This is a genomic window from Bradyrhizobium genomosp. I (2014) (genome assembly GCF_000261685.1).
In the GTDB taxonomy this organism is placed as follows: Bacteria; Pseudomonadota; Alphaproteobacteria; order Rhizobiales; family Xanthobacteraceae; genus Bradyrhizobium.
Window position 1 is genome coordinate 1 of record NZ_AJQE01000391.1, and the last position, 21526, is coordinate 21526.

19 protein-coding genes are annotated in these 21526 nt (G+C 59.6%); 11 read left to right on the forward strand and 8 right to left on the reverse strand.

All coding sequences use genetic code 11. The annotated features are described in order from the left end of the window. Positions 1 to 254: 254 nt before the first annotated feature. The 7 genes from IC50_RS34360 to IC50_RS34390 all read right to left on the reverse strand — a co-directional run bounded on the left by IC50_RS34360 (position 255) and on the right by IC50_RS34390 (position 5629). Positions 255 to 776 carry a nucleotidyl transferase AbiEii/AbiGii toxin family protein gene (locus IC50_RS34360; protein WP_277996269.1) on the reverse strand — a complete coding sequence of 174 codons (522 nt, stop codon included), beginning with the start codon at positions 774 to 776 and terminating at the stop codon, positions 255 to 257. Positions 777 to 892: 116 nt separating this feature from the next. After that, positions 893 to 1138 carry a hypothetical protein gene (locus tag IC50_RS34365; protein ID WP_035715710.1) on the reverse strand — a complete coding sequence of 82 codons (246 nt, stop codon included), beginning with the start codon at positions 1136 to 1138 and terminating at the stop codon, positions 893 to 895. Positions 1139 to 1262: 124 nt separating this feature from the next. Next, positions 1263 to 2789 carry an SAVED domain-containing protein gene (locus IC50_RS34370; protein ID WP_035715713.1) on the reverse strand — a complete coding sequence of 509 codons (1527 nt, stop codon included), beginning with the start codon at positions 2787 to 2789 and terminating at the stop codon, positions 1263 to 1265. A 35-nt stretch (positions 2790 to 2824) separates the two neighbouring features. After that, positions 2825 to 3724: a CBASS oligonucleotide cyclase gene (locus tag IC50_RS34375; protein WP_035715716.1), complete on the reverse strand. Its 900-nt coding sequence runs from the start codon at positions 3722 to 3724 to the stop codon at positions 2825 to 2827. After that, the gene (locus IC50_RS34380; protein WP_035715718.1) at positions 3724 to 4230 is read right to left on the reverse strand and encodes an HORMA domain containing protein; all 507 of its coding nucleotides are present in this window, start codon (positions 4228 to 4230) and stop codon (positions 3724 to 3726) included. Before IC50_RS34380 ends, IC50_RS34375 begins: the two co-directional genes overlap by 1 nt. Continuing rightward, positions 4227 to 4709 (reverse strand): hypothetical protein, encoded by a 483-nt coding sequence (locus tag IC50_RS34385; RefSeq protein WP_035715722.1) that lies wholly within the window; start codon positions 4707 to 4709, stop codon positions 4227 to 4229. Before IC50_RS34385 ends, IC50_RS34380 begins: the two co-directional genes overlap by 4 nt. A 2-nt stretch (positions 4710 to 4711) precedes the next feature. Beyond that, positions 4712 to 5629, reverse strand: coding sequence for an AAA family ATPase (locus tag IC50_RS34390; RefSeq protein ID WP_035715753.1), 918 nt, complete (start codon positions 5627 to 5629; stop codon positions 4712 to 4714). 253 nt (positions 5630 to 5882) lie between these two features. Here IC50_RS34390 and IC50_RS38600 point away from each other — a divergent pair, with 253 nt between their 5' ends. Genes IC50_RS38600 through IC50_RS34405 form a run of 3 tightly spaced genes read left to right on the forward strand, consistent with a single transcriptional unit; the run spans position 5883 to position 9884 of the window. Continuing rightward, entirely contained in the window at positions 5883 to 9035 is a 3153-nt protein-coding gene (locus IC50_RS38600; RefSeq protein WP_081492586.1) for a tetratricopeptide repeat protein, read from the forward strand. Positions 9036 to 9080: 45 nt separating this feature from the next. Then, positions 9081 to 9431: a DUF4238 domain-containing protein gene (locus tag IC50_RS34400; RefSeq protein ID WP_035715725.1), complete on the forward strand. Its 351-nt coding sequence runs from the start codon at positions 9081 to 9083 to the stop codon at positions 9429 to 9431. Positions 9432 to 9452: 21 nt separating this feature from the next. Beyond that, positions 9453 to 9884: a hypothetical protein gene (locus IC50_RS34405; RefSeq protein ID WP_035715729.1), complete on the forward strand. Its 432-nt coding sequence runs from the start codon at positions 9453 to 9455 to the stop codon at positions 9882 to 9884. 35 nt (positions 9885 to 9919) lie between these two features. Here IC50_RS34405 and IC50_RS34410 read toward each other — a convergent pair whose 3' ends face one another. After that, positions 9920 to 10582, reverse strand: a complete 663-nt coding sequence (locus IC50_RS34410; protein ID WP_244429708.1) for a cupin domain-containing protein — start codon at positions 10580 to 10582, stop codon at positions 9920 to 9922. A gap of 184 nt (positions 10583 to 10766) precedes the next feature. Between IC50_RS34410 and IC50_RS34415 the strand changes: the two genes are divergently transcribed. From IC50_RS34415 to IC50_RS34450, 8 genes are all read left to right on the forward strand, one after another. Further along, on the forward strand, positions 10767 to 13220 hold the full coding sequence (locus IC50_RS34415) for a GcvT family protein (RefSeq protein ID WP_035715733.1): 2454 nt from the start codon (positions 10767 to 10769) through the stop codon (positions 13218 to 13220). 433 nt (positions 13221 to 13653) lie between these two features. Further along, positions 13654 to 14499, forward strand: a complete 846-nt coding sequence (purU, locus tag IC50_RS34420) for a formyltetrahydrofolate deformylase (RefSeq protein ID WP_202948128.1) — start codon at positions 13654 to 13656, stop codon at positions 14497 to 14499. Next, entirely contained in the window at positions 14496 to 15407 is a 912-nt protein-coding gene (folD, locus tag IC50_RS39670) for a bifunctional methylenetetrahydrofolate dehydrogenase/methenyltetrahydrofolate cyclohydrolase FolD (RefSeq protein WP_081492588.1), read from the forward strand. Before purU ends, folD begins: the two co-directional genes overlap by 4 nt. A gap of 132 nt (positions 15408 to 15539) precedes the next feature. Next, complete coding sequence (locus IC50_RS34430) at positions 15540 to 16409, forward strand: ABC transporter permease (RefSeq protein ID WP_035715763.1); 870 nt, start codon at positions 15540 to 15542, stop codon at positions 16407 to 16409. A gap of 53 nt (positions 16410 to 16462) precedes the next feature. Continuing rightward, on the forward strand, positions 16463 to 17197 hold the full coding sequence (locus tag IC50_RS34435) for an ABC transporter permease (RefSeq protein ID WP_244429709.1): 735 nt from the start codon (positions 16463 to 16465) through the stop codon (positions 17195 to 17197). Continuing rightward, on the forward strand, positions 17194 to 18279 hold the full coding sequence (locus tag IC50_RS34440) for an ABC transporter ATP-binding protein (RefSeq protein WP_035715741.1): 1086 nt from the start codon (positions 17194 to 17196) through the stop codon (positions 18277 to 18279). The genes IC50_RS34435 and IC50_RS34440 overlap by 4 nt, the downstream gene beginning before the upstream one ends. A 1-nt stretch (position 18280) precedes the next feature. Continuing rightward, positions 18281 to 19315 (forward strand): ABC transporter substrate-binding protein, encoded by a 1035-nt coding sequence (locus IC50_RS34445; RefSeq protein WP_035715745.1) that lies wholly within the window; start codon positions 18281 to 18283, stop codon positions 19313 to 19315. Between the two features lie 36 nt (positions 19316 to 19351). Continuing rightward, entirely contained in the window at positions 19352 to 21313 is a 1962-nt protein-coding gene (locus tag IC50_RS34450; RefSeq protein WP_035715748.1) for an oxidoreductase, read from the forward strand. The last annotated feature ends 213 nt before the right edge of the window (positions 21314 to 21526 follow it).

The window sequence follows — 21526 nt, forward strand, 5'->3', positions numbered from 1 at the left end:
TCCTAGGCGTTCTGCCAAGGAGCGGAGAGCTGCGCGCGTTGGTCGCAAACGCAAAGGCTGTTTCGAGATCGCTCTCGGTTGTCCTACACCGCGACAGTAGCCATTGCGCGCGCAGGCCGCCGAGTGAATTCCTGCAGCTACTGCACGGTCGCGCGATGCCGATGCTCGAGGCGGCCAGTGGCGATGCCGAGGCGGCTCTATGTCGAACGCGGCATCGCGCCACTGCCTGACGGGCGGCGGCGGATGCCGGCGCCCTAGCCGCCGTTGATCCGCTTCTCCAGCTGGGCGATCCGGTCCAGGATAGCGTCAAAGGTCGGCGGCGGATCGTCGAACATCATCGGCGCCATCTTGCGATAGTCGGCACGCAGATCCGCGACGCGATCGTGCGGCGAAAGCCGGAGAGTGCCGACGCGGGCGGTGTCATAGCTCGCCCAGGCCGCGCGGAAGAAGACCGACTTGTGGTCGGCGACCTGCTTCAGCAGATCGCCGTCCTTCATCGCTTCATTGCCCTCGTCCGTGTCCGCGAGCGTCGCAAGGTCGTAGTAGTGCCGCGAGAAGTACGGCGGCGTCGTCGACTGCGGTTCGCGATGGTGCTCGGCATGAAGTGCCGTCGCCTTCTCCCAGAAGGTGCGCCGCAGCGCCAGGACGTCCATCGTGCACGCGGGGTCGGCGAAGAGGTCGGGAAACTCCTGCGCGGCGTAGCATTCGATTTGCCGCTTTTCGGTGGGCCAGGGATCGCCACGCGCTCCGAACTCTAACTTCACCCTGCGGCTCATGTACGCGAAGCCGGCGTAGTCACCGGCGGACAGGCTCGACGGGTACGCACTATGTCAATCCGGCGCTGGAAGACGCGACGTTGAAGGCGCCCAGTACCATTGCATCAGATGCGTGCTCAACGCGCCTCTTCGAAGGCCCGCAAAACGACTGCGAGCGCGCGAAAGAATTTCTCGTGTCGAATGGCATAACGCACAGGGTTGCTCCCGGCGGCGAAGGAGTCGCGATCACCGTGGGCGCGCTCGAGCTTCGCGGATTCGATGCGGGTAAGCTCAGAGCCGCGCTGTCCTCGGCCGGCTATCCCGAGCGCGCCGATCCCAATGCGAATGGTCCGCACCAAATGACCGATCGCGATCTTGTCCATCTCCCGGATGGTTTCTCCTCTTTGGCCTGCATTGTCCGAGCCGTTCGATCAACCTGAGAAATTTCTTCATCGCGATATTCCAATTGCCCGCCGGGACGATTCCCGGCGGGCCGGGGTCATGAGGTCAATCCATGATCATCGAAGGTTGGTAGCTCTTGTTGCCGCGCCGGTCGAAATCGAACTCGTAGACGACGCATGGCGCGATCGCCTGGTGCTGTTGGCCGAGATAAAAGACCAAGGCGTTCGGCGCCGCGGCGAAGATGTGCGCGACGGTGTCGGCGTCGTTGCCCTTGGTCTGCCGCAGGTGGTTCGCCAGACTTTCAGCAAGGGCTGCCGCATGCTCTCCGCCCAGCACGCCACGCTGGCTTGGACCGGTCGGCAGCGCAAAATTGATCAGCCGGCCGACCTTCGGCAACGATACCGAACAGTAGGCGCGTGCGGCCGCTTCAGCGGACTGAGCGACGCTGATGACCACCGCGATTTCCGGCCCGTCGCCCAGCGTGTGCTCGGTGACCTGGAATGCCGGCGCACCGATCTCTGACCCGTCGTCCGCGCGCCACACGCGCGAGCCGACACGGCCTTTCTGCACAAGTTCGATGGACACCCCGGACTTCACGTCCAGCACCGAGCCGGCAATGAAGGTGACGGAGGCGTGGGCGTCGAGGATCAGGCGCAGCTTCGGGTTCTGCACGACCTTCGCGCGCAGGAAGCCGTCGACCTGGGGGCGAATGTCGCGCTGCCAATTGAGGTCGTCGCGAAGATAACGCTGGCGGAAGGAATCGGTCAGCAGAAGCGTGTTCTCCGGGGAGGCCCCGACAATGTCCGAAGCGGGCCCGAGAAACGAGCGGACGGCGACCGGTAGATAAGGGTCCGCCGCGGCGATGATCTCGGCGAGGAGCGCTTCGTCCTTGCACATCTGCTTGAACGTCTCTCGCGTGAACGAGTTTAGTCCGCGCTTCTTGAGCGCGCGCGCCAGCTCGTCGAACCGGAAATCGGAACTGCTGGGCGAACTGGTGATGACGCCGACCGTCCTGGCGCGCAGGGTTATCGATTCCTTGAGCTCGTCAAGCGAGCGGTGTCCATCGAATATCCGGAAACCGGTCAGGACCTGGCGCAGGGCATCGTTGTCCGCCAAGCCAAGGTGCTCACGCCACAGCTTGCGTACCTTGCCCATGCGGCTGCTGTCGGTTTTGGTCCCGTCGAACAGCTTCTCGACCAGCAGGGACCGGTCGGTCCCGGAAATCAGTTCGGCCAGCGGATCATCGTCCCTGATGCGGTAGGTCGTAAGGAACGTGAAACATGCGCCGGGGCCGGCCTTCTGCCGCGCCTCGGCCAGGCGCTGCAGCAGGGAGAACGTCTTCGCGCCGATAAACGCGGGATCGACGAAATCCGCGTAACCGAAGCGGCCTCCGAGCTCGACGTGCCACTTCACCTGGTGATAGTCGGCGGTGACGCGTTCGGGTCCCGAGCGGGCCACCGGCGGATCGTAGCGGACGACGACATCGTCGAAGGCCTTGGGTCCGTCGGCCTCGAACGCCACCTCGACGATGCACGAAGTGCCCTCCTCATCGAGCAGGCTGAGGGCATTTTCCCAGAACACGCGCGACTGGTAATTGTCGCCATGCCATCTGGGCAGCACCGCGTCAGCCATGGTGGTGTACTCCTCGCTCGAGCGTCATGTCAGGCTCACGAGATCGGAAACTTGCGGCCGAAAAGCGCGCGCCAGGCCTTGAGCGAATCGCCCTGCCGCCCCTTGCGGCCCAGATCGATCGCGTAGGCGGCCTCTTGCTCGGCCGCGCGCAGCAGGTCTCGCGCACGTTGCTTGCGCGCCTGGTCCATTCCGTCGCTGATCGGCGGCCCGAGACCCGCCGGGTCGGGCCAGGTATCGAAGATCCGATCGGCCAGCGTTGCGAAAAAGCCCTGGATCTCGCGGTCGAAGCTCCCGCCGAAGCCGCCGTACAGCACCTCCAACGCCATGACCTCAATGAGGAAGGACGGCTTGACCGGCTTCTCGCCGTGTTTCGGGTTGTTGTTCCAGTATTTGACCATTCGCACGAGGCCCTTCCACTCGCTGGAATAGGCCTGGTGCGCGGCGGTCGCCTTCTCCGCATGCGTCTTCGGATTGGTCTTGATCCACTTGCCGAGATCCTTGTCGGGAATCTCGTAGTCGGCTTCGGCGACGAAGGCCGGCACTGCGTCCACGCTCATGATCCTGTAGTCGGTGTTGTCGTCGGCGTCGGCGTGCACGCCGAAGTCCACGTTGATCGAGCGTCCTTGCTTCTTGACGGCCTTGTCGCCGTATTTGCCGACAAGGGCGTCATAGAAGTCGGTCAGGACCACCGACGGCGCCTTGGAGCGGTAGTCGTGCTTGTTCGGATTCAGCACGAAGAAGATGTCGACGTCCTTGAGCGGCTTCGTCTTGGTCCATCGCGCATAAGAGCCGGTGAGGAAGTCGTTGACGATCGAGAACTTGGTGTCGAGATACTCGCGCACTTCCTGCTCGCGAGACCGGGCGTTGTCTTCCTCGCGCTGGTTCAGCTCGAGCTTGCTCTTGAATTTGCGGAAGGCTTCGTTCGTAGTCAGCATCAGGGTCTCCGGAGATAGGACGTGCTGCCGCTGAGGCTGCCGTGGCCGATGGTAGTGCCGAGGCTCTGACGGACCATGCCGTCGGTGGACCGTGCAGCCCCCGTGCCCCAGCCGTCGATCTCGCGGTGTCCCGGCTTCACTTTGAGACGCAGGTCGTACTTCGCCTCGCTCGGTGCCAGGCCAGCCTTGCGGATCGCGTATTTCAGCTGTTCCGTGTCGGTCCAGAAACTGCCGTCGCCGCCCGACCAGCTATAGGAAATCTCTATTCTCCACTGGAAGAGAAGCTCGCCGGTGCGCGGATGATAGATGTCGAGCTTCACGCATTCGAGCTCGCCCGAGCGGAGCCACCCGTCGATGCCGCGCATGTGCAGGTCCCAATCCTTCACGAACTCGCCGGGGTCGAGTCCGCTGAGGCGGATGATGTCCTTCATGCTTTTGAGGATGTTCTCGGCCACGTAGGTGACAGAGTGCGTGTGCGAGTAGACGTTTACGGCGACGGCGGTCATGATTCGAGCAGTCCCTTGAGGTCGGGGACAAGCGAAAGCCGCGCCGCCGCCTCGGCCGGCTCGTCCTTGTCGGCGGCCACCGCGGCGTCGAGTTCGCGCGCCGTGATCCTGTCGCCATGCTTCTTCAGTGCCCGCTGCACCCAGTCGAGTTCGTCGGCGTCGCAGGGCAGCGAGACGGCCCAGTCGCCCTTCAGCGGGTCGTAGCCGAGCGCGGCTTCGTTAGCGTCGGAGCCGTCGACCGCGGCGTCGTCGAAGAGACAGTAGATCCGCGTGCGCGGGCCGTCGCAGGTGGCCACGATGGCGTGGTCCTTGGGCGAGCGGTCCGAGATGACGCTGGCGGCGATGCCGGCGACGGCCGCCAGATCCTTGCGGGCCGGATGCGATGCGCCGGGCGCCAGCACGTCCACGATCGCGTTCCAGGTCGAAAGAGCGTCGCGGGCGGGCGTGGCGGCGAAGGTACGGCGGTAGACGGTGCTCATGATCAGCGCTCCGCCGCCGCGCGGGCGGCCTTCGCGGCCTTGGCCGCGGCCAGGATCTGCGCGATGGTAACCTTCTCGGGGTTCAGCGCGGTGTCGATGTCGGTGGCGATCGCGCTTGCGACCATCTTGCGGATGGCGCGTCCGTCAAGCCCGACGCAGGCTGCCGCGCATTCCGCGAATCCCGGCTTATCGACCAGTTTGCCGATCGCGGAATACGTCACGCCGAGCTTGGTCAGGCAATCCTTCAGGATATCCGCGCAGGCCTCCTTTGGAGGAAGCGGGATCTCCAGGATGAGGTCGCAGCGCGACGTGAACGCGCTGTCGACCGCGCGCGGGAAGTTGCTGGTCGCGATGAACAGGAGCTGAGGATATTTCTCGGCGAGCTGGTCGAGCTGCACCAAGACCGCGTCGGTGGCGCGGTGCACGTCGACCGGATTGGCGTCCATGCTCAGCTTGGTGCGGTCGACGGCCAGCGTCTCGACCTCGTCGAGCAGCACCACGACTGGCCCTGCCATGGCCGCCTCGGCGATGGCCTGGCTAAAAAGTTCGGTGACGGCACGCTGGCTCTTGCCCAGCGACGAGCTCGCCAACTGATGTGGCTCGACCTCCATCAACCGGAACTTGTCCTGGGGGAAAGCCTTCGCGACACGCTGAGCGAGACCACGGGCCAGCGAGGTCTTGCCCGTGCCCGGCGGCCCAACCAGCAGGATGACGCCGTGCAACGGGATCACGGTGCGCGGCACCTTGCCGCGCATGGAGAAATTGAGGGCTGCTTGGGCCAGAAGCTTCTGCTTGATCGCGGGCTCGAGGATGATCGACGTCCAGAGCGCGCCGAGGGCGTCGTCCGGAAGAGAACGGATGCTCTGAATCCCCTTCGGCAGCTCGATTTCAGCGGCAAGAACTTTAAATTGGGCCGTCACATTCACTTCCGGTTGTTGCGCGTTCTCGCAGGCGAGAGCGCCCATTTCGTTGGGTCCAGCCCGGCGAGGATCATTCCAAGGTTCGTACGGGCGCATCACACGATCATGCCTTTGCCAACAGATCTGTTGGCAGCCATAACCGAAGAATTACCGATTCGCAATTCTTGCCAACAAAATTGTTGGCGTGTAGGGTGCGAGCGCCGCGCCCCGACGCTCGGGCGTCTCGTAAAAATCAAATGTTTCAGCGAGTTAGATGACCCCAACGTTCAGGTTCAACCCCGGTTTCCAGTCGGACGAAGAGTCCGTCCAGAACTTTATTGTCCGGAAAGCGGACCTCGCCCACACCCTTAAGCCATTCCGCGACGGTGCCCCGCTTCCACCTCGGGTCCTCCTCGTGGCGCCGCGAGGCGCCGGCAAGACAACCCTGTGCCGCCGCGTGCTGGCGGAAGTGAATCGCGACAGTACGCTCCGCGCACGCTGGCACCCCATTTTCTTCGGGGAGGAAAGCTACGCCATCACGACCCCGGGCGAATTTTTCCTCGAATGCCTGTTCCATCTTCAGGACCGCTCGGATGAGCGGAGCATAAAGGATGCCTACGAGAATGCCCTGGCTCAGCCTGGCGAGAAAGAGCTCATCGATCTCGCCCTGAAGACGTTGCGGTTCCATTCGAAGCGCATCGGAAAGCGCCTTCTGATCATCGTCGAGAACTTCCAGACCATCCTTGACGATCAGATCGGCACAGGTGCCAAGGATCTCCTGAAGCAACTTTCCGACGCCGACACCTTCGGCGTCCTCGCGACCTCCGTCGCGCAGCTGATGACCGATGAGAACGTCGCCCTCCCGTCCGATTTCCTCCGACTCGATCTGAAGCCGCTTTCGCGCGAAGAATGCCGCGAGCTTTGGAATTCGCTCACGCAGCAGGACATCAAGACCGAACGAATACGCCCGCTTGAGATCCTGACCGGCGGCAGCCCAAGGCTGCTCCACATCCTCGCGGAGTTCATGCGGTCGCCTTCGCTCCACAATCTGATGGAAAACCTGAACTTCCTGATCGACCAGAACACCGAATACTTCAAAAGCCAGCTCGATCGCCTTCCTCCGACCGAGCGGAAGATATTCGCGGCGTTGCTGGAGGCATGGGATCCGGCCACCGCCAAGCAAATCTCCGAGGCGGCACGCGTGACTGTGAATACGGCGTCGACGATGCTTTTGCGTCTTGCCGAACGCGGTGCCGTCATCAAGGCTGCTGGGACCGGTAAATCCGCGCTATATTCCGCATCCGAACGGCTCTTCAACATCTACTACCTGATGCGCCGTCGCAGCCACCCTTCCAGCCGCGTCCGCGCGCTGGTCTCGTTCATGACTGACTACTATGACCGCGACGAACTCATCGACACGGCCACGACGCTTGCGCGCGAGGCCTGTTCGGTTCGTCCCGACAGTCGCATGGACTATCACGCGTTCTACGATGCCATCCTGGCACGCGTTCCGACGTTGGTCCCGACCCTCTTGGAACGAACGCCTCCCGATTTCCTAACTTCCTTTACGGCGCATCAGAAGGCAACGGCCGAAACCGCCCGGGCGCAAGCGGCGCTGCCCATTGCGGAGCCCAGAGGAACCGACGACGCGCTGGAGAAACTGCTGAACAGCGCCGAACGGTCTGCGGAAGACGGCGACATTGAGCAGGCCGTCCAACTGTATTTGGAAGCGATCGAACTTCGTCCAAGTGCCATGGCGCCAAGGATGAGGCTTGTCTTCCTCTATCTAAACGAAGATCGAGCCGATGAAGCGATCGACGCGGCCGGCGAAGTCATACGGGTGCATCCCAAGAACCCTTGGGGCCATTCGATCCAAGGTTTGGCCTATATGGTCGCCGGCGATCCCGACGCCGCCGAAAAGGCATTCGAATCCGCGCTCCAGATCGATGCCAACTACGGTCTCGCCCTCGGCGAGCTGGCGGCGATCAAAGAAAAAAAGGGACGCCGCGAGACGGCGATCGAGCTTTACGAACGGGCGCTTCGACTCGATCGCCTGACCGACGGCGCCCGCGCCGCGTACGCGCGCATCCTGCAAGCAGAAAGCCGGACGAATGACGCTGAGGACCTGCTGCGTGACGGCGTCGACGAAGAAGAGCAGATCCAGAGCCGCCGGGCGCTCGTCGAACTTCTGAGCGATACGGACAGGCAGCAGGAGGGGATCGATCTGCTTCGACGCGCCGCCGAACGGTACGGAGATTGGCGGCTCTGGGCCGACCTAGGCTCCTTCGTCCTCGCGCGCGACGGAAACGCCGAAGACGCCGCCGAAGCCTTGGAAAAATCAATCGCGCTTGGCGCCGAGGATCCCATGGTCTTCGTCAGCTATGCGCAAGCCCTGCAACGGAACGGCGAGCCGCCACAGCGTCTCCTTGATGTCGCGCAGGAGCTGATCGAAAAGCTTCATGATGACCGCGATGCGTGGACGCATGCCGTCTTCCTTGCAAGTGCGGGCGGCGACAAGGCGGTCGCTGAGGTGTATGCCCGCAAGGCGCTGGACAACGACAACGACGACGCGCGCAGTTGGCTGACGTTGGCCCTCCTCCTCCGATCGTTGCCGAAGCGGACTTCCGAGGCCGAAGAAGCCTTCCGCAAGGCCGCAGAGCTCGGCCAAAAGGGCGGATTCTGCTCGGCACTGCACATGCTTGCCGAATTTCTCGTCCACCGCGGCGAGGAAACCGCTGCGCAGGAAGCGATGACAGCATGGTTCGCGGGCGAGATGCCCTGCTACTGCTGCGCCGTACTCGAAGGCGACATCGCGGCACGAACCGGCAATCCCGAGAACGCCAGCCGTGCCTATCGAGGTGCGCTCGAGTTGAGAAAGGACGGCATCCAAGCGCTGACAGGACTGTCCCGCTGGGTGCAACGCGCAGAAGGCGAGGAACTGATCGCGCGCGCGATGGCTTCCGATCCTTCCGATCCCCGGTGCCTGCTTGCGCGCGCACGGCTTCGCCAGGACAATCTGGACAGCCAGATCGAAGACGCGTCCGAAGCGATACGACTGTCGCCAGCTTATGCAGAGGCGCACCTCTTCCTCACACAAGCCCTGGTTCGCCATAACGAGACCGAGCGGGCACAACGGCATCTGGAGCTTGCGCTGAAGGAACTGCCTCAGCAGCGTGAACTTACTTCCATGTTCGTGGACGCGGCCATGGCCGTCGCAGCGGCGGGACACGGCGACAGCGTGAGCAGCATGCTTGCAAAGGACGAATTCGGATCATCCATGGAGCCTCTGATCGTCGCGCTCAGGATCAAACGTGGAGACAAGCCCATCGTCGCCAAGGAGGTCATGGAGGTCGCACTGGATATCGCGAACAACGCGCGGGCACAGAAAAGCGCCGCGCCAAAGCTTTCGCCGAATGAAAAATCCTGACGACCTTATGACGAGCGCCGAATCACGGCAGCCGGTGGCTCCTAAATGCGGGCGCTCGCGAACCAACACTATGTCTGGGCCCATTATCTGGACGCCTGGGCCGAGAACCGCTTCTTCTGTTGGCGGCAGTCCGAAAAAAAGCTCTTTCCAGGGCAGCCCAAGGTCGAGGCCAAAGAGCGGGACTTCTACAAGACCTGCCGGTTGGCCAACCCGCCTCCACAACGGTATCAGGCAAGCGATCAATTTTTCACGGCGATTGGGATCGTTGAATATTCCGCAATGTTCGGCCAAATCCATACCGACGCTCTCAGCAAAAAGGTCGGTCGCGACCATCGAGGCCCAACGACCGATGGGGCTCATATGGCAAACCGTCTCTACCGATTCCGTCCGCTATGACGGCTGGTTGATAAAGGCGAGTTGCTCAATCAAGAGGTTTTCTTCGCCGGTCCGGACACACTGAACGATCCTATGGAAGGGCTTCGACACATTTTCTGGCAGGGCGACGAAATCGCGTGGGCGAACCTGCTTCGGCACTATCTGCTTTGTCTCGAATGGAGTTATTCGATCCTGTCGTTGGCGGGAGAGGGCCAGCCGCTCTCGTGGAAAGACATTCCGATTTTCAACGTCGACAGCATTACGTTTACCCCGCAGTACCGGAGCAGAATCGACAAGCTGGCCGAAGCATTCCTCGGAAATGAGGACGTCAAAGGTTCGGCCAAATCGCTCGCGGCGCGAATTCATGCGATCCGCCGCGAAGAACCGATGAGTACCAAGCCACGCTGTGGGGTGTCCGCAACTGGAGCCTGGCAACGTTCGTCGGTTCAAGCCGAAGGCGATTATGGCTCTTAAGGACGCATGAACGCTGACGCCTCTGCCGTTTGTCTTCAATAGGTCGGAGGCGTGATGGCCCATATCACCACGCATTCTTGATTATTGGTGTTCGCATAACGATGGGGAAGGTCGCTTGCGAACGCAAAACTATCACCTTCGCGGAGGATCACATGGCGCTCGCCAATCCAAAGGTCGAGCTCACCTGAAATGACATATCCCGCTTCCTCACCCTGATGTGTGTAAGGCTCTTTGCCGCTTTCGGAGCCAGGAGGGAATGTGCATCGTAGGAGTTCGAGCTGCCGTCCGAGATTGGGGGACAAAAGCTCATCAGTAATCCCACCTACGAAGGTCAGTTTCCGTCGCGAACTTGCTCTTACAACATACTCACGCAAATCGCTGTCATCATCGGCGTTCGGCGGAAAGAACCAGCTGATTGTGACCCCCAACGCCCGGCTGATACTATGAAGAGCTTTCACCGAAGGGCTCGAGATCCCACGCTCGATCTGACTGAGATATCCTTTTGACAGGCCCGCGGCGTCGCTAAGTGCGTCGAGCGTGATGCCGCGCGCCTTACGCAGGTTCTTGATTTCTCCTCCAATACGGTCGCCGACATTGAGCAATTCTTCGATGTTGACGGGTAGCTCAGCCTGCTCGGCCAGCCCCTCCAGATTGGCAGGGCGCAGCATCTTAGGCGGCGTCCTGATCATCGAACTCATGTTCGCTCCTTGAATCGATCGAGTGCAGGTGTGGGGCGGGATCAATTCCACTTATCTCCCCAAATCGCACAGTTAGCCTTTCGCGCAGATTCTTGCCAACAAAACGAACTAAAGTATTATTTAGATGTTGCAAAGTTCATTTTTATGGATTTATGATCACGATAATTCATGGTGTGGGGTCGGAATGGCAGCAAGGATTCCCGGGGAGGCTGAAGTCGTAATTATCGGCGGTGGCATAGCGGGCTGTTCGGTCGCCTATCACCTGACCAAGCTCGGCATGAGCGACGTTGTCTTACTCGAACGCAAGCGGTTGACATCCGGAACGACATGGCACGCCGCAGGTCTCGTGACGCAATTGCGCGCCACCCGAAACATGACGGAGCTAGCCAAATACACCGGCGAACTGTTTCACAGCCTCGGGCCCGAGACCGGGCAGGAAACAGGCTTCAAACAAAACGGCGCTCTGCGGCTCGCCAAGAGTCCTGGCCGCCTCGAGGAATTGCTGCGCGGCGCTTCAATGGGGCGCAATTTCGGCCTTGAGATGCATGCTGTCTCACCTGCAGAGATCAAGGAGAGATGGCCGCTCCTCAATCTGGATGGCATCGTTGGAGGGATATGGGCTCCTAAAGATGGCCAAGTGAATCCTGCCGACGTGACGCAAGCCTTTGCGAAGGGCGCGCGAATGGGCGGTGCGAAAATTGTCGAGAACTTGCGCGTCGATCGGATCCTGATTGAGCACGGGCGCGCGGCAGGCGTCTCGACGAATGAAGGCGACATTCGTTCCAAGAAGGTCGTCATTTGCGGCGGGATGTGGTCGCGAGAGTTTGTCTCGAAGCAAGGGATTTCCTTGCCTCTTCATGCAGCAGAGCACTTCTACGTCGTCACTGATGCAATCCAGGGCTTGCCGCGCGAACTGCCGGTATTGTTCGTGACCGATGAGGAGGCTTACTACAAGGAAGACGCCGGCAAGCTTCTCGTGGGATGCTTCGAGAAGGAGGCGAAGCCGTGGGCCAGCGGTGGTATCCCGACGGACTTCTGTTTCGACTCGCTGCCTGAGGACTTCGATCATTTCGAACGAATTCTCGATATGGCGGTCAACCGGGTCCCGGTGCTTGCCAACACCGGCATACAGCTGTTTTTCAACGGCCCCGAAAGTTTCACGCCTGACAATCGATACCTCCTCGGCGAGACTTCCGAGGTATCGGGACTCTTTACGGCCTGCGGATTCAATTCTGTAGGCATTCTTTCTTCCGGCGGAATCGGAAAAGCGCTCGCCTCTTGGATCAAGGAGGGCCACGCACCGGTCGATCTCGCCGACGTCGATGTTCTGCGAATGCATCCTTTCCAATCGAATAAGACATATCTTTACGATCGGACGAAAGAGGCTCTTGGTCTGCTCTTCGATATGCATTGGCCCTACCGTCAATACACGACGGCGCGTGATGTTCGTCAAAGCGTCTTCCATGATCGCTTGAAGGCACTCGGTGCAGTGATGACGGAGGCTGCTGGTTGGGAGAGGCCTGGGTACTTCTCCCTCGACGGAAAAGCGAAGGAAATTGAGTATTCATATGGCCGACAAAACTGGTTCGATATCGTCGGCCGGGAGTGCCGAAACTCAGGCGAGCACGTCGCGCTGTTCGATCAGAGTTGCTTCGTCAAGTATATGGTCGACGGGCGGGATGCCTGTGCAGTCCTCAACCAGATCTGCGCCAACAATGTGGACGTTCCCGTAGGCAAGCTTGTTTACACGCAATGCCTGAACGAGCGCGGCGGGATAGAGGCGGACGTTACGGTAACCCGGCTTGCCGAAGAATCCTATTTGGTGGTAACGGCGGCGACGTCGCAGACGCGCGACCTGGTGTGGTTGCGACGCAATACTCCAGACGAGGCTCATGTCTTTATTCGAGATGTGACATCGGGATTGCCCATGCTCGGTCTCATGGGGCCTAACGCAAGGCCTTTGCTTGAGCGGTTGTCAGGTTGTGATCTCTCAAATTCGGCCTTTCCGTTCGCATCCAGCCAGGAAATCGAGATCGGCTACGCGAAACTACGCGCAAGCCGCGTCACATATGTGGGCGAGCTCGGGTGGGAGCTCTACGTGCAGGCCGAGTTCGCAGCGCATGTCTTTGACAGGGTCGTTGAGGCTGGCGCTGAATACGGCTTGTCACAGGCAGGCTACTTTGCTCTTGGCTCCATGCGCATGGAAAAGGGCTATCGCCATTGGGGCCACGATATCGGACCGGAAGATACACCCTATCAAGCTGGCCTAGGATTTGCGGTAAAACTGGAAAAGCCAGGAGGGTTCATCGGACGCGAGGCATTGCTGCGACAGAAAGAACAGGGATCGGTACGCCGCCGGCTCGTGCAATTCAGAATGGTCGAACCGGATGCTCCGCTAGTCTACCATCAGGAGCCCATATGGGCCGATGGTCGCCTGGTCGGCTCCATCACCTCGGGCTCGTATGGACATCGTGTCGGCGCTTCCCTCGCAATGGGCTACGTCGAGAACGGCGAGGGGATAGACGCCTCGTTTCTGTCCGCATCAAAATTCGAGATCGAAGTGGCAGGCAGGCGCCACAGAGCAGCAGCGCAATTTGCGGCGCACTATGATCCCTCTAATTCAAAGATCACTGCTTAGGTTCATCGCCGAAAGGAGGAATGCCATGAGCCCGACCGCGCCCGGACGCCTTGTTCAATCACAACGAGCCCGATCTGGCGGGACGGAAGCTGGTTGGTCGGGTCACGCCGGCGATGTGGGTCACTCGGCCGTCAAGTCACTGGGCGTGGGACAGGTGTCAAACAACGACATGTCGTCGATAGTGGATACGCCGCAAGCGGCAAGAGGTTGAGATGGCGCGGTGGCACGTTCCGGCCGACGTCGCGTTTAGACCGTTTTTCCGATCCGACCAGCAGTCGAGTGAAGGACACGAGCCCGGCCTCCGGTCGGAAGTGTTGCCTGGAGGACATAGACGCTCATGAGTGACAACGCTGATGTGAGTGAGGCCCTGGCCAATCGGCAGGTGGTCGATGGCGAGGCGGATATTCACGAGCTGAAGAGCGCACCCGCGTCGGTGCCCAACTTCGTGCTCACGTTGTCATGTGCGGATCGGGTCGGGATTGTCCACGCAGTTTCCGGCTTCCTGGCTCGTAAAGCATGCAATATTTGCGATAGCGCTCAGTTCTCGGATCGCGGTTCTTGCGAGTTTTTCATGCGGGTGTCGTTCGCTGCCCGGGGAAGCGTTCTGGCAGATCTCAGGCGAGAGTTTTCAGATGTCGCTCATGGTTTCGGAATGTCGTGGCAGATGTACGATTGCAGCGTGAGACCGCGGCTGTTGATCATGGTCTCCAGGGCGGGGCATTGTTTAAACGATCTGCTCTTTCGACATGCGACCGGTACCTTGGACGTCGATATTCGGGCGATCGTTTCCAATCACAATGATTTCTCTCGGCTTGCAGCCTCCTACGACATTGCATTTCATCATCTTCCCCTGACGCTCCCAACCAAGGTGATGCAGGAAAGAAAATTGCTCGAGATCGTCGAGCAGGAGCAAATCGATCTGGTCGTCCTGGCTCGCTATATGCAGGTCCTCTCGGACGACTTTTGTCGGAGGATGGCCGGCCGCGTGATCAACATCCATCATTCGTTCCTCCCGAGCTTCAAGGGCGCAAAGCCCTATCATCAGGCCTATTCGCGGGGTGTTAAATTGATCGGCGCCACCGCCCACTATGTGACTGCCGAGCTCGATGAAGGGCCGATCATCGAGCAGGGCGTCCTTCGTGTAGACCACGCGCTTGCGCCGGCCGACTTGGCGGCCGTCGGTAGAGACGTCGAGGCTGGTGTTCTGGCGCGCGCGGTGAAATTCCACGTCGAGAACCGCGTCCTGTTGAACGGAAGTCGCACGGTGGTGTTTCGATGAGCGGCCTTGGCACCGCAAACCGCGGCACCAGGATCAACGGCGAGGCCGCAGCGGCTCAATTGCGGTCTCAATTGAAGGAAGCCGTTGCCGACCTGGAGCATCGAGGCGTGACCCCCGGTCTCGCTGTGATCATCGTCGGGGAGGATCCTGCCAGCTCAGTCTACGTTCGAAACAAGATTCGTCGCTCGGTCGAGGTCGGCTTTCGCTCCTTCCATCATGAGTTGCCGGTAAGCACCAGCGAAGGGGATTTGCTTTCCCTCATCCTCCGGCTGAACGACGCTCCGGATGTTGATGGCATACTGGTCCAGCTTCCACTGCCGAGCCACATCGACAGCCAGCGAATACTCGCAGCCGTTGATCCAGCGAAAGATGTTGATGGTTTTCACCCGTTAAGCGCTGGAAAGCTGATGAGCGGGAGTCCTGGGGTCGTGCCGTGCACGCCACTCGCCTGCATGCTGCTCATTCGCGGAGTGAAGAAAGAAATTGGCGGACTGAATGCGGTTGTGATTGGTCGCTCGAATATCGTCGGCAAGCCAATGGCGCATCTGCTGCTTCGAAGTGATTGTACGGTCACGATGGCTCACTCAAAGACGAATTCGCTTCCTTCCGTCTGCCGAGCAGCAGATATCGTTGTGGCGGCAGTCGGCCACCCGGAAATGGTGCGCGGCGATTGGATAAAGCCCGGCGCAATAGTGATCGATGTTGGCATTAATCGGGTCGACCGAGAGGGAGGCGGACGTCTTGTTGGAGACGTCGCATTTCACGAAGCTGAAAATGTCGCAGGGGCGATCACTCCGGTTCCAGGTGGCGTTGGACCAATGACTATCGCCTGCTTGCTGAGAAATACGATCCAATCCGCCTGCGCGCGGCGTGGTGTGTTCTTGCCATTTCCAAGTGAGGACCCTTGATCCAGGCGCTCGATTTCAGGATGGCGTCAGCGAAGGATGGCAACCAGAGAGTACTATTTCACATCAATGACTTGTGGAGTTGAGTATGCCACTAGGTTCGAAATTCTGTCCAAGGATAATCTGAAGGAAATAATGCCATCCGCGCCGTTGGCCGGTTCGCGCGATCGTCGCGTCGATCGGTTTTGGGGAAGCGTTCTGCTGTTGCTCCCTTTGGCAGCGTTCCTGCTGATGGTTTTCGTCGTCCCGTTGGCGATGCTGTTGAAGTTGTCCTTTGGAGGAGCGGGAGGGCCTTTCTCGGCGTATTCCGAAATCGCCTCCAGCGAAGTCTATCGCAAGGTCTTCTTAAACACCTTCACGCTGGCGATAACTGTCGCGAGTTGCACGGTGCTTCTGTCCTATCCAACCGCTTATATGCTGTCCCAGTTGAGTGGATGGAAGCGTAGCGTCGCCTTCTGGTGTCTCTTCTTCCCGTTGTGGATCAGTGTGCTCGTGCGAACCTTTTCGTGGATTGTGATCCTTGAGAAGAGTGGCCCGGTTAACAGGGCGCTGTTGGGGATGGGCCTGACTTCTTCGCCATTGTCGCTTCTGTTCAATAGCTTTGGCGTTCACGTCGGTATGGTGCATGTGCTGCTGCCCTATGCGCTTCTGCCTATTTTCACTTCAATGAAGGCTGTCGATCGCCGTCTGCTGCTTGCAAGCGACTCTCTCGGCGCAAGCCCGCTCACGACTTTCGGGCGCATCTACTTCCCCCTGACATTGCCTGGTCTGTCCACCGGCTTCGTGCTCGTGTTCCTCATGGCGCTCGGCTTTTACATAACGCCAGCAATGCTGGGCGCAGCCCAGCACATGACGATTTCCATGCTGATCGACAACTTCGTGAACGAACGGCTGGCGTGGCCGCTCGCAGCGGCGGCTTCCTTCAGTCTGCTGTTCGTGATCGTCGCGCTCGTCGCTAGCGCGAACCGCCTCGTAAATTTTGTCAGCGCGATGGCTGCGCGATGACAGCAACTCGGCTCTCCAGCTATTTGGCAGGATCGTGCGTTCTGGCGTTTCTCATGTTGCCGGTGCTCGTCGTCATTCCAGCCTCGTTCACGAGTTCGTCCTTCGTGCGGGTACCCCCGATAGCGTACTCGACCAGATGGTACTCCGCCTTCATTGCGGATCCTGAGTGGATTCAGGCACTGTTCACAAGTATTTCAGTAGCGGTGTTCACGACCGTGGTTGCGACGGTCATCGGGACGTTGGCAGCCATTGGTCTGGAGCAATCGTCACCAAAGCTGCGCGCTCTGGCGCTCGGGTTGATCATCTCCCCGCTCGTTGTTCCGGTGATCATGATCAGCGTCGCCCTGTATTATGTAATGCGTCCTTTCGGTCTGCATGGCACTCAGACCGGTCTGGTTCTTGCACACACGTTGCTGGCGTTACCGTTTGTTGTCATCAACGTAGGCCTCTCCCTTCGAACCGTCGATCCCAATTGTCGCCGTGCCGCTGCTGCTCTCGGCGCTGACCCTTGGTACTCATTCCGCACTGTAACCCTGCCGTTGATCGCTCCAGGTCTGGCGGGGGCTGCCGCCTTCGCTTTCGTGACCTCCTTCGATGAGGTGGTGCTGTCGATCTTCCTGTCGGGGGTGCAATCGAAGACTTTGCCGGTCAAGATATGGGAGGCGATGCGCATAGAATTTACGCCTGTAACCGCCGTCGCGTCAGCGCTGCTCCTTGTCCTGACGTTCATCATGTTTGCGACCGTCGAAGTCATGCGCGACCACGCGAATAGGGCAGGCGACCAATGAGCGACATGGCGCAGACTGTCTCCTTCCAAAGAATAAGCAAGGCCTACGGCAACTTTCTTGCGGTTCGCAACTTCGACCTGGAGATCAAGCCAGGTGAATTCGTCGCGTTCCTGGGGCCCAGCGGTTCCGGAAAGACGACCCTGCTCAACATGGCCGCAGGATTCGTGCGTCCCGACGCCGGACGTTTTCTGATAGGTGACGAGGACGTCACGGACCTTCCGCCCCGGAAGCGCAGCATCGGCATGATGTTTCAGAGCTACGCTCTGTTTCCTCATCTGAACGTGTTCGACAATGTCGCATACGGTCTAAGAGTGCGAAAGCGCCCGAACGCTGAAATAGCTCAGCGGGTCCTTAACGTCCTGAAGATGGTTGCGCTCACGGGATATGAGAAGAGGGCAATCAGCGAACTATCCGGTGGCCAACAGCAACGTGTTGCCCTTGCTCGCGCTATCGTCATCGAGCCCTCATTGCTTCTGATGGATGAGCCGCTTGGAGCGCTCGACCGGCAACTGCGTAAGCACGTGCAGCTAGAGATCAGGCGGTTGCACCGCGAACTGGGTGGAACCACGATCTACGTCACGCACGATCAGGAAGAAGCTCTGGTCATGGCGGATCGCATCGGAGTGATGAGAGCGGGAAAGATAGAGCAAATCGGTACACCGACCGAGCTTTATCGGACACCTGCGAACACCTTCGTCGCGGGCTTCTTGGGAGAGTCAAATCTCCTTGAGGGGCAAGTGCTGCGTCGCTCGAGCGACGTGGCCTCGATTGGGTTGCCGTCACTGGGGATTGAATTGACGGGCCGCTGCGTTGCCAATTTGGTGGTCGGTGACAAAGCCGCAGCACTCATTCGCCCTGAACTTGCCAGTCTACAACAGACCGGCCCGCTGCAGGGTCTCATCACCGAGGTCGTTTACCTCGGTGAAATCGTAGCGTGTCGCGTCAAATTGCGCAGCGGTCAGGACTTCTGGTGTCGACGTTTTGCGTCGCAAGATGCCCCCGTCGAAGGAGCAGAGACGTCATTGCAATTTGAAGCCCGTGACGTGCTGATTTTGCCAGTGGATCATGAGAGGGGAGACTAACATGCTGAATAGACGCGCTTTCACGATCAGCCTCGCGGCGTCCGCGCTGACGGGGCCATCGTTCGCTCAAGGCCGGCCTTTCACGTTTTGCTCGTTCGGCGGAGCGGGCGGTGCGGCCATCAAGACAGCTTTTATGGACCCGATCTCGAAAAAGATGGGGCAGATAGCTAACGTGTCGCCGACGAATTATTCAAAGATCAAAGCGATGGTCGAGGCTAACGCTGTTGAGTGGGACCTCGTCGACACCGGCGGGCTCTTTGTCTTCCAGGGAAGAAATCAGAATCTTCTGGAGAAGATCGACTACTCGATCATCGATGTATCGAAACTTCCGCAGGTGTGGGTCAAGGAGTACGGCCTCTACACTTTTGCAGGCGCAACCGTCTACGCCTACAACAAAGACCAAATGCCAAAGGGGCGCGAACCCCAATCCTGGAAAGACTTCTGGGATATCGCCTCATTTCCGGGAGGGCGGACTCTTTATTCTAGATTTTACTACAACTACGAGGCTGCGCTGCTTGCCGCGGGTGTGCCACTCAGTGAAGTCTATCCGGCGACGGACGAAAAGGTCGATCTAGCGTTCGACAAGCTGAGGGAAATCAAACCTCACGTTAAGGTTTGGTGGACCGCGGGTGCGCAGCCGGTGCAATTGCTCTCGACCGGTGAAGTTTCGATGGCGCTCGCGTGGAGCGGGCGTGTCCTCGATGTGATGAAGGAAAATGCGCCGGTTGGCATGTCCTACAATGAGGCCATCGCATGGGGCGAACCGTTCGTCGTACCGAGGGGGACGCCTCACCGCGACATGGCGATGCAGGTTCTCAAGTATTGCATTTCTGACGAGGCGCAGACGGCGTTCATGAATCTTGGCGTTTATGGTCCGGTGCTGCCGTCAGCAGCCGCCAAAGCAACTCCCGAGCAGGCGAAAACCTTCGTGACGCATCCGGACAACATGAGGCGCGCTTGTGTCATGAACGACGAAGAGGTTGCAAAGTATGTCGCCAAGAACGAGGAGCGTTGGCAAAAATTCCTTATCTCTTAGTGATCTTCGCTCGAGCAATGATACGAGGCTGACCTGATGACGAGCGGACTGGAGCTCTTGTTCTCACCGTTGAAAATTCGAGACGTTGAAATACGAAATCGAATCTTGTCGACGGGGCACCAGACATATCTGGCGAAAGATGGTGTTCCGGCAGCCAATTTGGTCGCCTACCACGAAGCACGGGCGCGAGGAGGGGCCGGGCTGATCATAGTTGAAGCGGCCCGGTTCCATCCATCGGCCGTGAGCGATGCCCCTGATCTAAACGCTTGCGACGATCGCTGCATCCCCGGTTATGCAGCGATTGCTGAGGCCGTGCACAAGCATGGGGCGCGTATCTTCGGGCAGCTTTCGCACCCGGGCCGAGTGACGAGGCGGATATCGGGCGGGCTACGGGGAGTCACTTATGCGCCCTCCGTAATCCCCGACAATCGCTTTCACACGATGCCTCGAGAGTTGCCCCTCGACATGATTGCCGAGCTGATCGAAGGCGTTGGTGCTTCGGCGCGCCGTTTCGTCGCCGCGGGGCTCGACGGAATCGAACTCGTCGCGAGCCACGGCCTGCTATTTTCGCAATTTCTTAGCGAAAAGACAAATGTTCGAACAGACCAGTACGGAGGTTCTTTCGAGAATCGACTACGTTTCCTGGCCGAATGCCTTGCGCAGGTTCGTCGATACGCGGGGGACGGCCTCGTGGTCGGCATCAGAATTTCGGCGGAGGAGGTGGAGCAAGATGGGCTCGAGGCCGACGAGGTCCTCGCGGTGTGTTGCGAGCTCGCCGCGCGCGGTGCGATTGACTACGTTAACACGACGATCGGATCCATGGCGGGACCAGGTGGGTCCATCCATGTTGTGCCACCAATGGACGTCGCGGCGGGCTATGTAGCGCCGAAGGCCGGTCGCTTGCGATCGGCTACCGAACTGCCAACCTTCGTTGCTGGTCGCATCAATCAGCCGCAGATAGCCGAGCAAATTTTACGGGACGGTCTTGCCGACATGTGCGGTATGACCCGTGCGCTTATTACGGATCCAGAGCTCGGCAACAAAGCTGCGGCAGGTACGTTCGACGATATCCGCGCTTGCATTGGTTGTAATCAAGCCTGCATTGGTCATTTTCATGCTGGGTATTCAATTTCCTGCATCCAAAGTCCTCTTACCGGCCGTGAAGCAAGTCTAGGTGCGGCTGCACGGACTGAGAGCGCGAAGACAATTTTGGTGGCCGGAGGGGGCCCTGCCGGGATGAAGGCAGCAGTAACCGCAGCTGAGAGGGGGCATCGCGTCGTTCTTTGCGAGCGTGGCAAGCGGTTGGGCGGGCAGGCGTTGCTGGCTCAACTGCTTCCTGGAAGAGCTGAGTTCGGTGGGCTGATTACGAACCTTGAGGCGGAAATCGCAAAGCTTCGTATTGATGTTCGTCTGAACACGAGCGTCGACCGGACACTTATCGAACGGGTCGCGCCCGATGAGGTGATCATCGCGACCGGGGCAAAGCCATACGAGCCCATGGTGGAAGGCCGGGAGGAAGGGCACGTTGTCGACGCCTGGAGTGTCATCTCAGGCGGAGCCAATCTGGGATCAACCGTGTTGATTGCCGATTGGCGGTGCGACTGGGTCGGGATGGGTGTCGCTGAGAAACTTGCTCTTGCAGGTCACAAGGTCCACTTGGCGGTAAATGGGCCTCACGCTGGTTTCAATTTGCAGATCTATTTGCGGGACTATTGGGCTGCCAAGCTCGACAAGCTTGGTGTTTCCGTCATCCCCAATGCTCGCATTTACGGCGTCGATGGTAATACGGCCTACCTTGTGCACGCGATTTCGGGCGATGCGTTGGTCAAGGAGGAGGTCGATACAGTCGTGCTGGCGACGGGGCATAAGCCGGAAAATCACCTTGAAGCGGAACTGGCGGGCACCAATTACCGGCCGCGCTTGGTCGGTGATTGCCTCTCGCCACGGACAGCTGAAGAAGCGATCTACGAAGGCTACCTTGTGGGGAGAGAAGTCTAGGAATATTAAAGCGCTCCTCGGTCTATGGACTGGCCGCGGAAAACGGGCTTTCTGGTAACTGACGAGGTTCCTGCTGACTTGTCTCGACGCCATCTGCACGTAGCTCAATTACCTCGGAGCGTAGGTCCATATCGCCTACGGTGCGAAACAAAGGCTCTCGATGCCGCCGCCAACTCGAGCGCTGTAACCGCCCCCGGCAACCGAGCCGCCGGA

Bases quoted from the DNA above. Each gene is read 5' to 3' on its own strand.
- IC50_RS34360 (WP_277996269.1), bottom strand. From the start codon at position 776: ATGAGCCGCAGGGTGAAGTTAGAGTTCGGAGCGCGTGGCGATCCCTGG.
- IC50_RS34365 (WP_035715710.1), bottom strand. From the start codon at position 1,138: ATGGACAAGATCGCGATCGGTCATTTGGTGCGGACCATTCGCATTGGG.
- IC50_RS34370 (WP_035715713.1), bottom strand. From the start codon at position 2,789: ATGGCTGACGCGGTGCTGCCCAGATGGCATGGCGACAATTACCAGTCG.
- IC50_RS34375 (WP_035715716.1), bottom strand. From the start codon at position 3,724: ATGCTGACTACGAACGAAGCCTTCCGCAAATTCAAGAGCAAGCTCGAG.
- IC50_RS34380 (WP_035715718.1), bottom strand. From the start codon at position 4,230: ATGACCGCCGTCGCCGTAAACGTCTACTCGCACACGCACTCTGTCACC.
- IC50_RS34385 (WP_035715722.1), bottom strand. From the start codon at position 4,709: ATGAGCACCGTCTACCGCCGTACCTTCGCCGCCACGCCCGCCCGCGAC.
- IC50_RS38600 (WP_081492586.1), top strand. From the start codon at position 5,883: ATGACCCCAACGTTCAGGTTCAACCCCGGTTTCCAGTCGGACGAAGAG.
- IC50_RS34400 (WP_035715725.1), top strand. From the start codon at position 9,081: ATGCGGGCGCTCGCGAACCAACACTATGTCTGGGCCCATTATCTGGAC.
- IC50_RS34410 (WP_244429708.1), bottom strand. From the start codon at position 10,582: ATGAGTTCGATGATCAGGACGCCGCCTAAGATGCTGCGCCCTGCCAAT.
- IC50_RS34415 (WP_035715733.1), top strand. From the start codon at position 10,767: ATGGCAGCAAGGATTCCCGGGGAGGCTGAAGTCGTAATTATCGGCGGT.
- folD (WP_081492588.1), top strand. From the start codon at position 14,496: ATGAGCGGCCTTGGCACCGCAAACCGCGGCACCAGGATCAACGGCGAG.
- IC50_RS34430 (WP_035715763.1), top strand. From the start codon at position 15,540: ATGCCATCCGCGCCGTTGGCCGGTTCGCGCGATCGTCGCGTCGATCGG.
- IC50_RS34435 (WP_244429709.1), top strand. From the start codon at position 16,463: ATGTTGCCGGTGCTCGTCGTCATTCCAGCCTCGTTCACGAGTTCGTCC.
- IC50_RS34440 (WP_035715741.1), top strand. From the start codon at position 17,194: ATGAGCGACATGGCGCAGACTGTCTCCTTCCAAAGAATAAGCAAGGCC.
- IC50_RS34445 (WP_035715745.1), top strand. From the start codon at position 18,281: ATGCTGAATAGACGCGCTTTCACGATCAGCCTCGCGGCGTCCGCGCTG.
- IC50_RS34450 (WP_035715748.1), top strand. From the start codon at position 19,352: ATGACGAGCGGACTGGAGCTCTTGTTCTCACCGTTGAAAATTCGAGAC.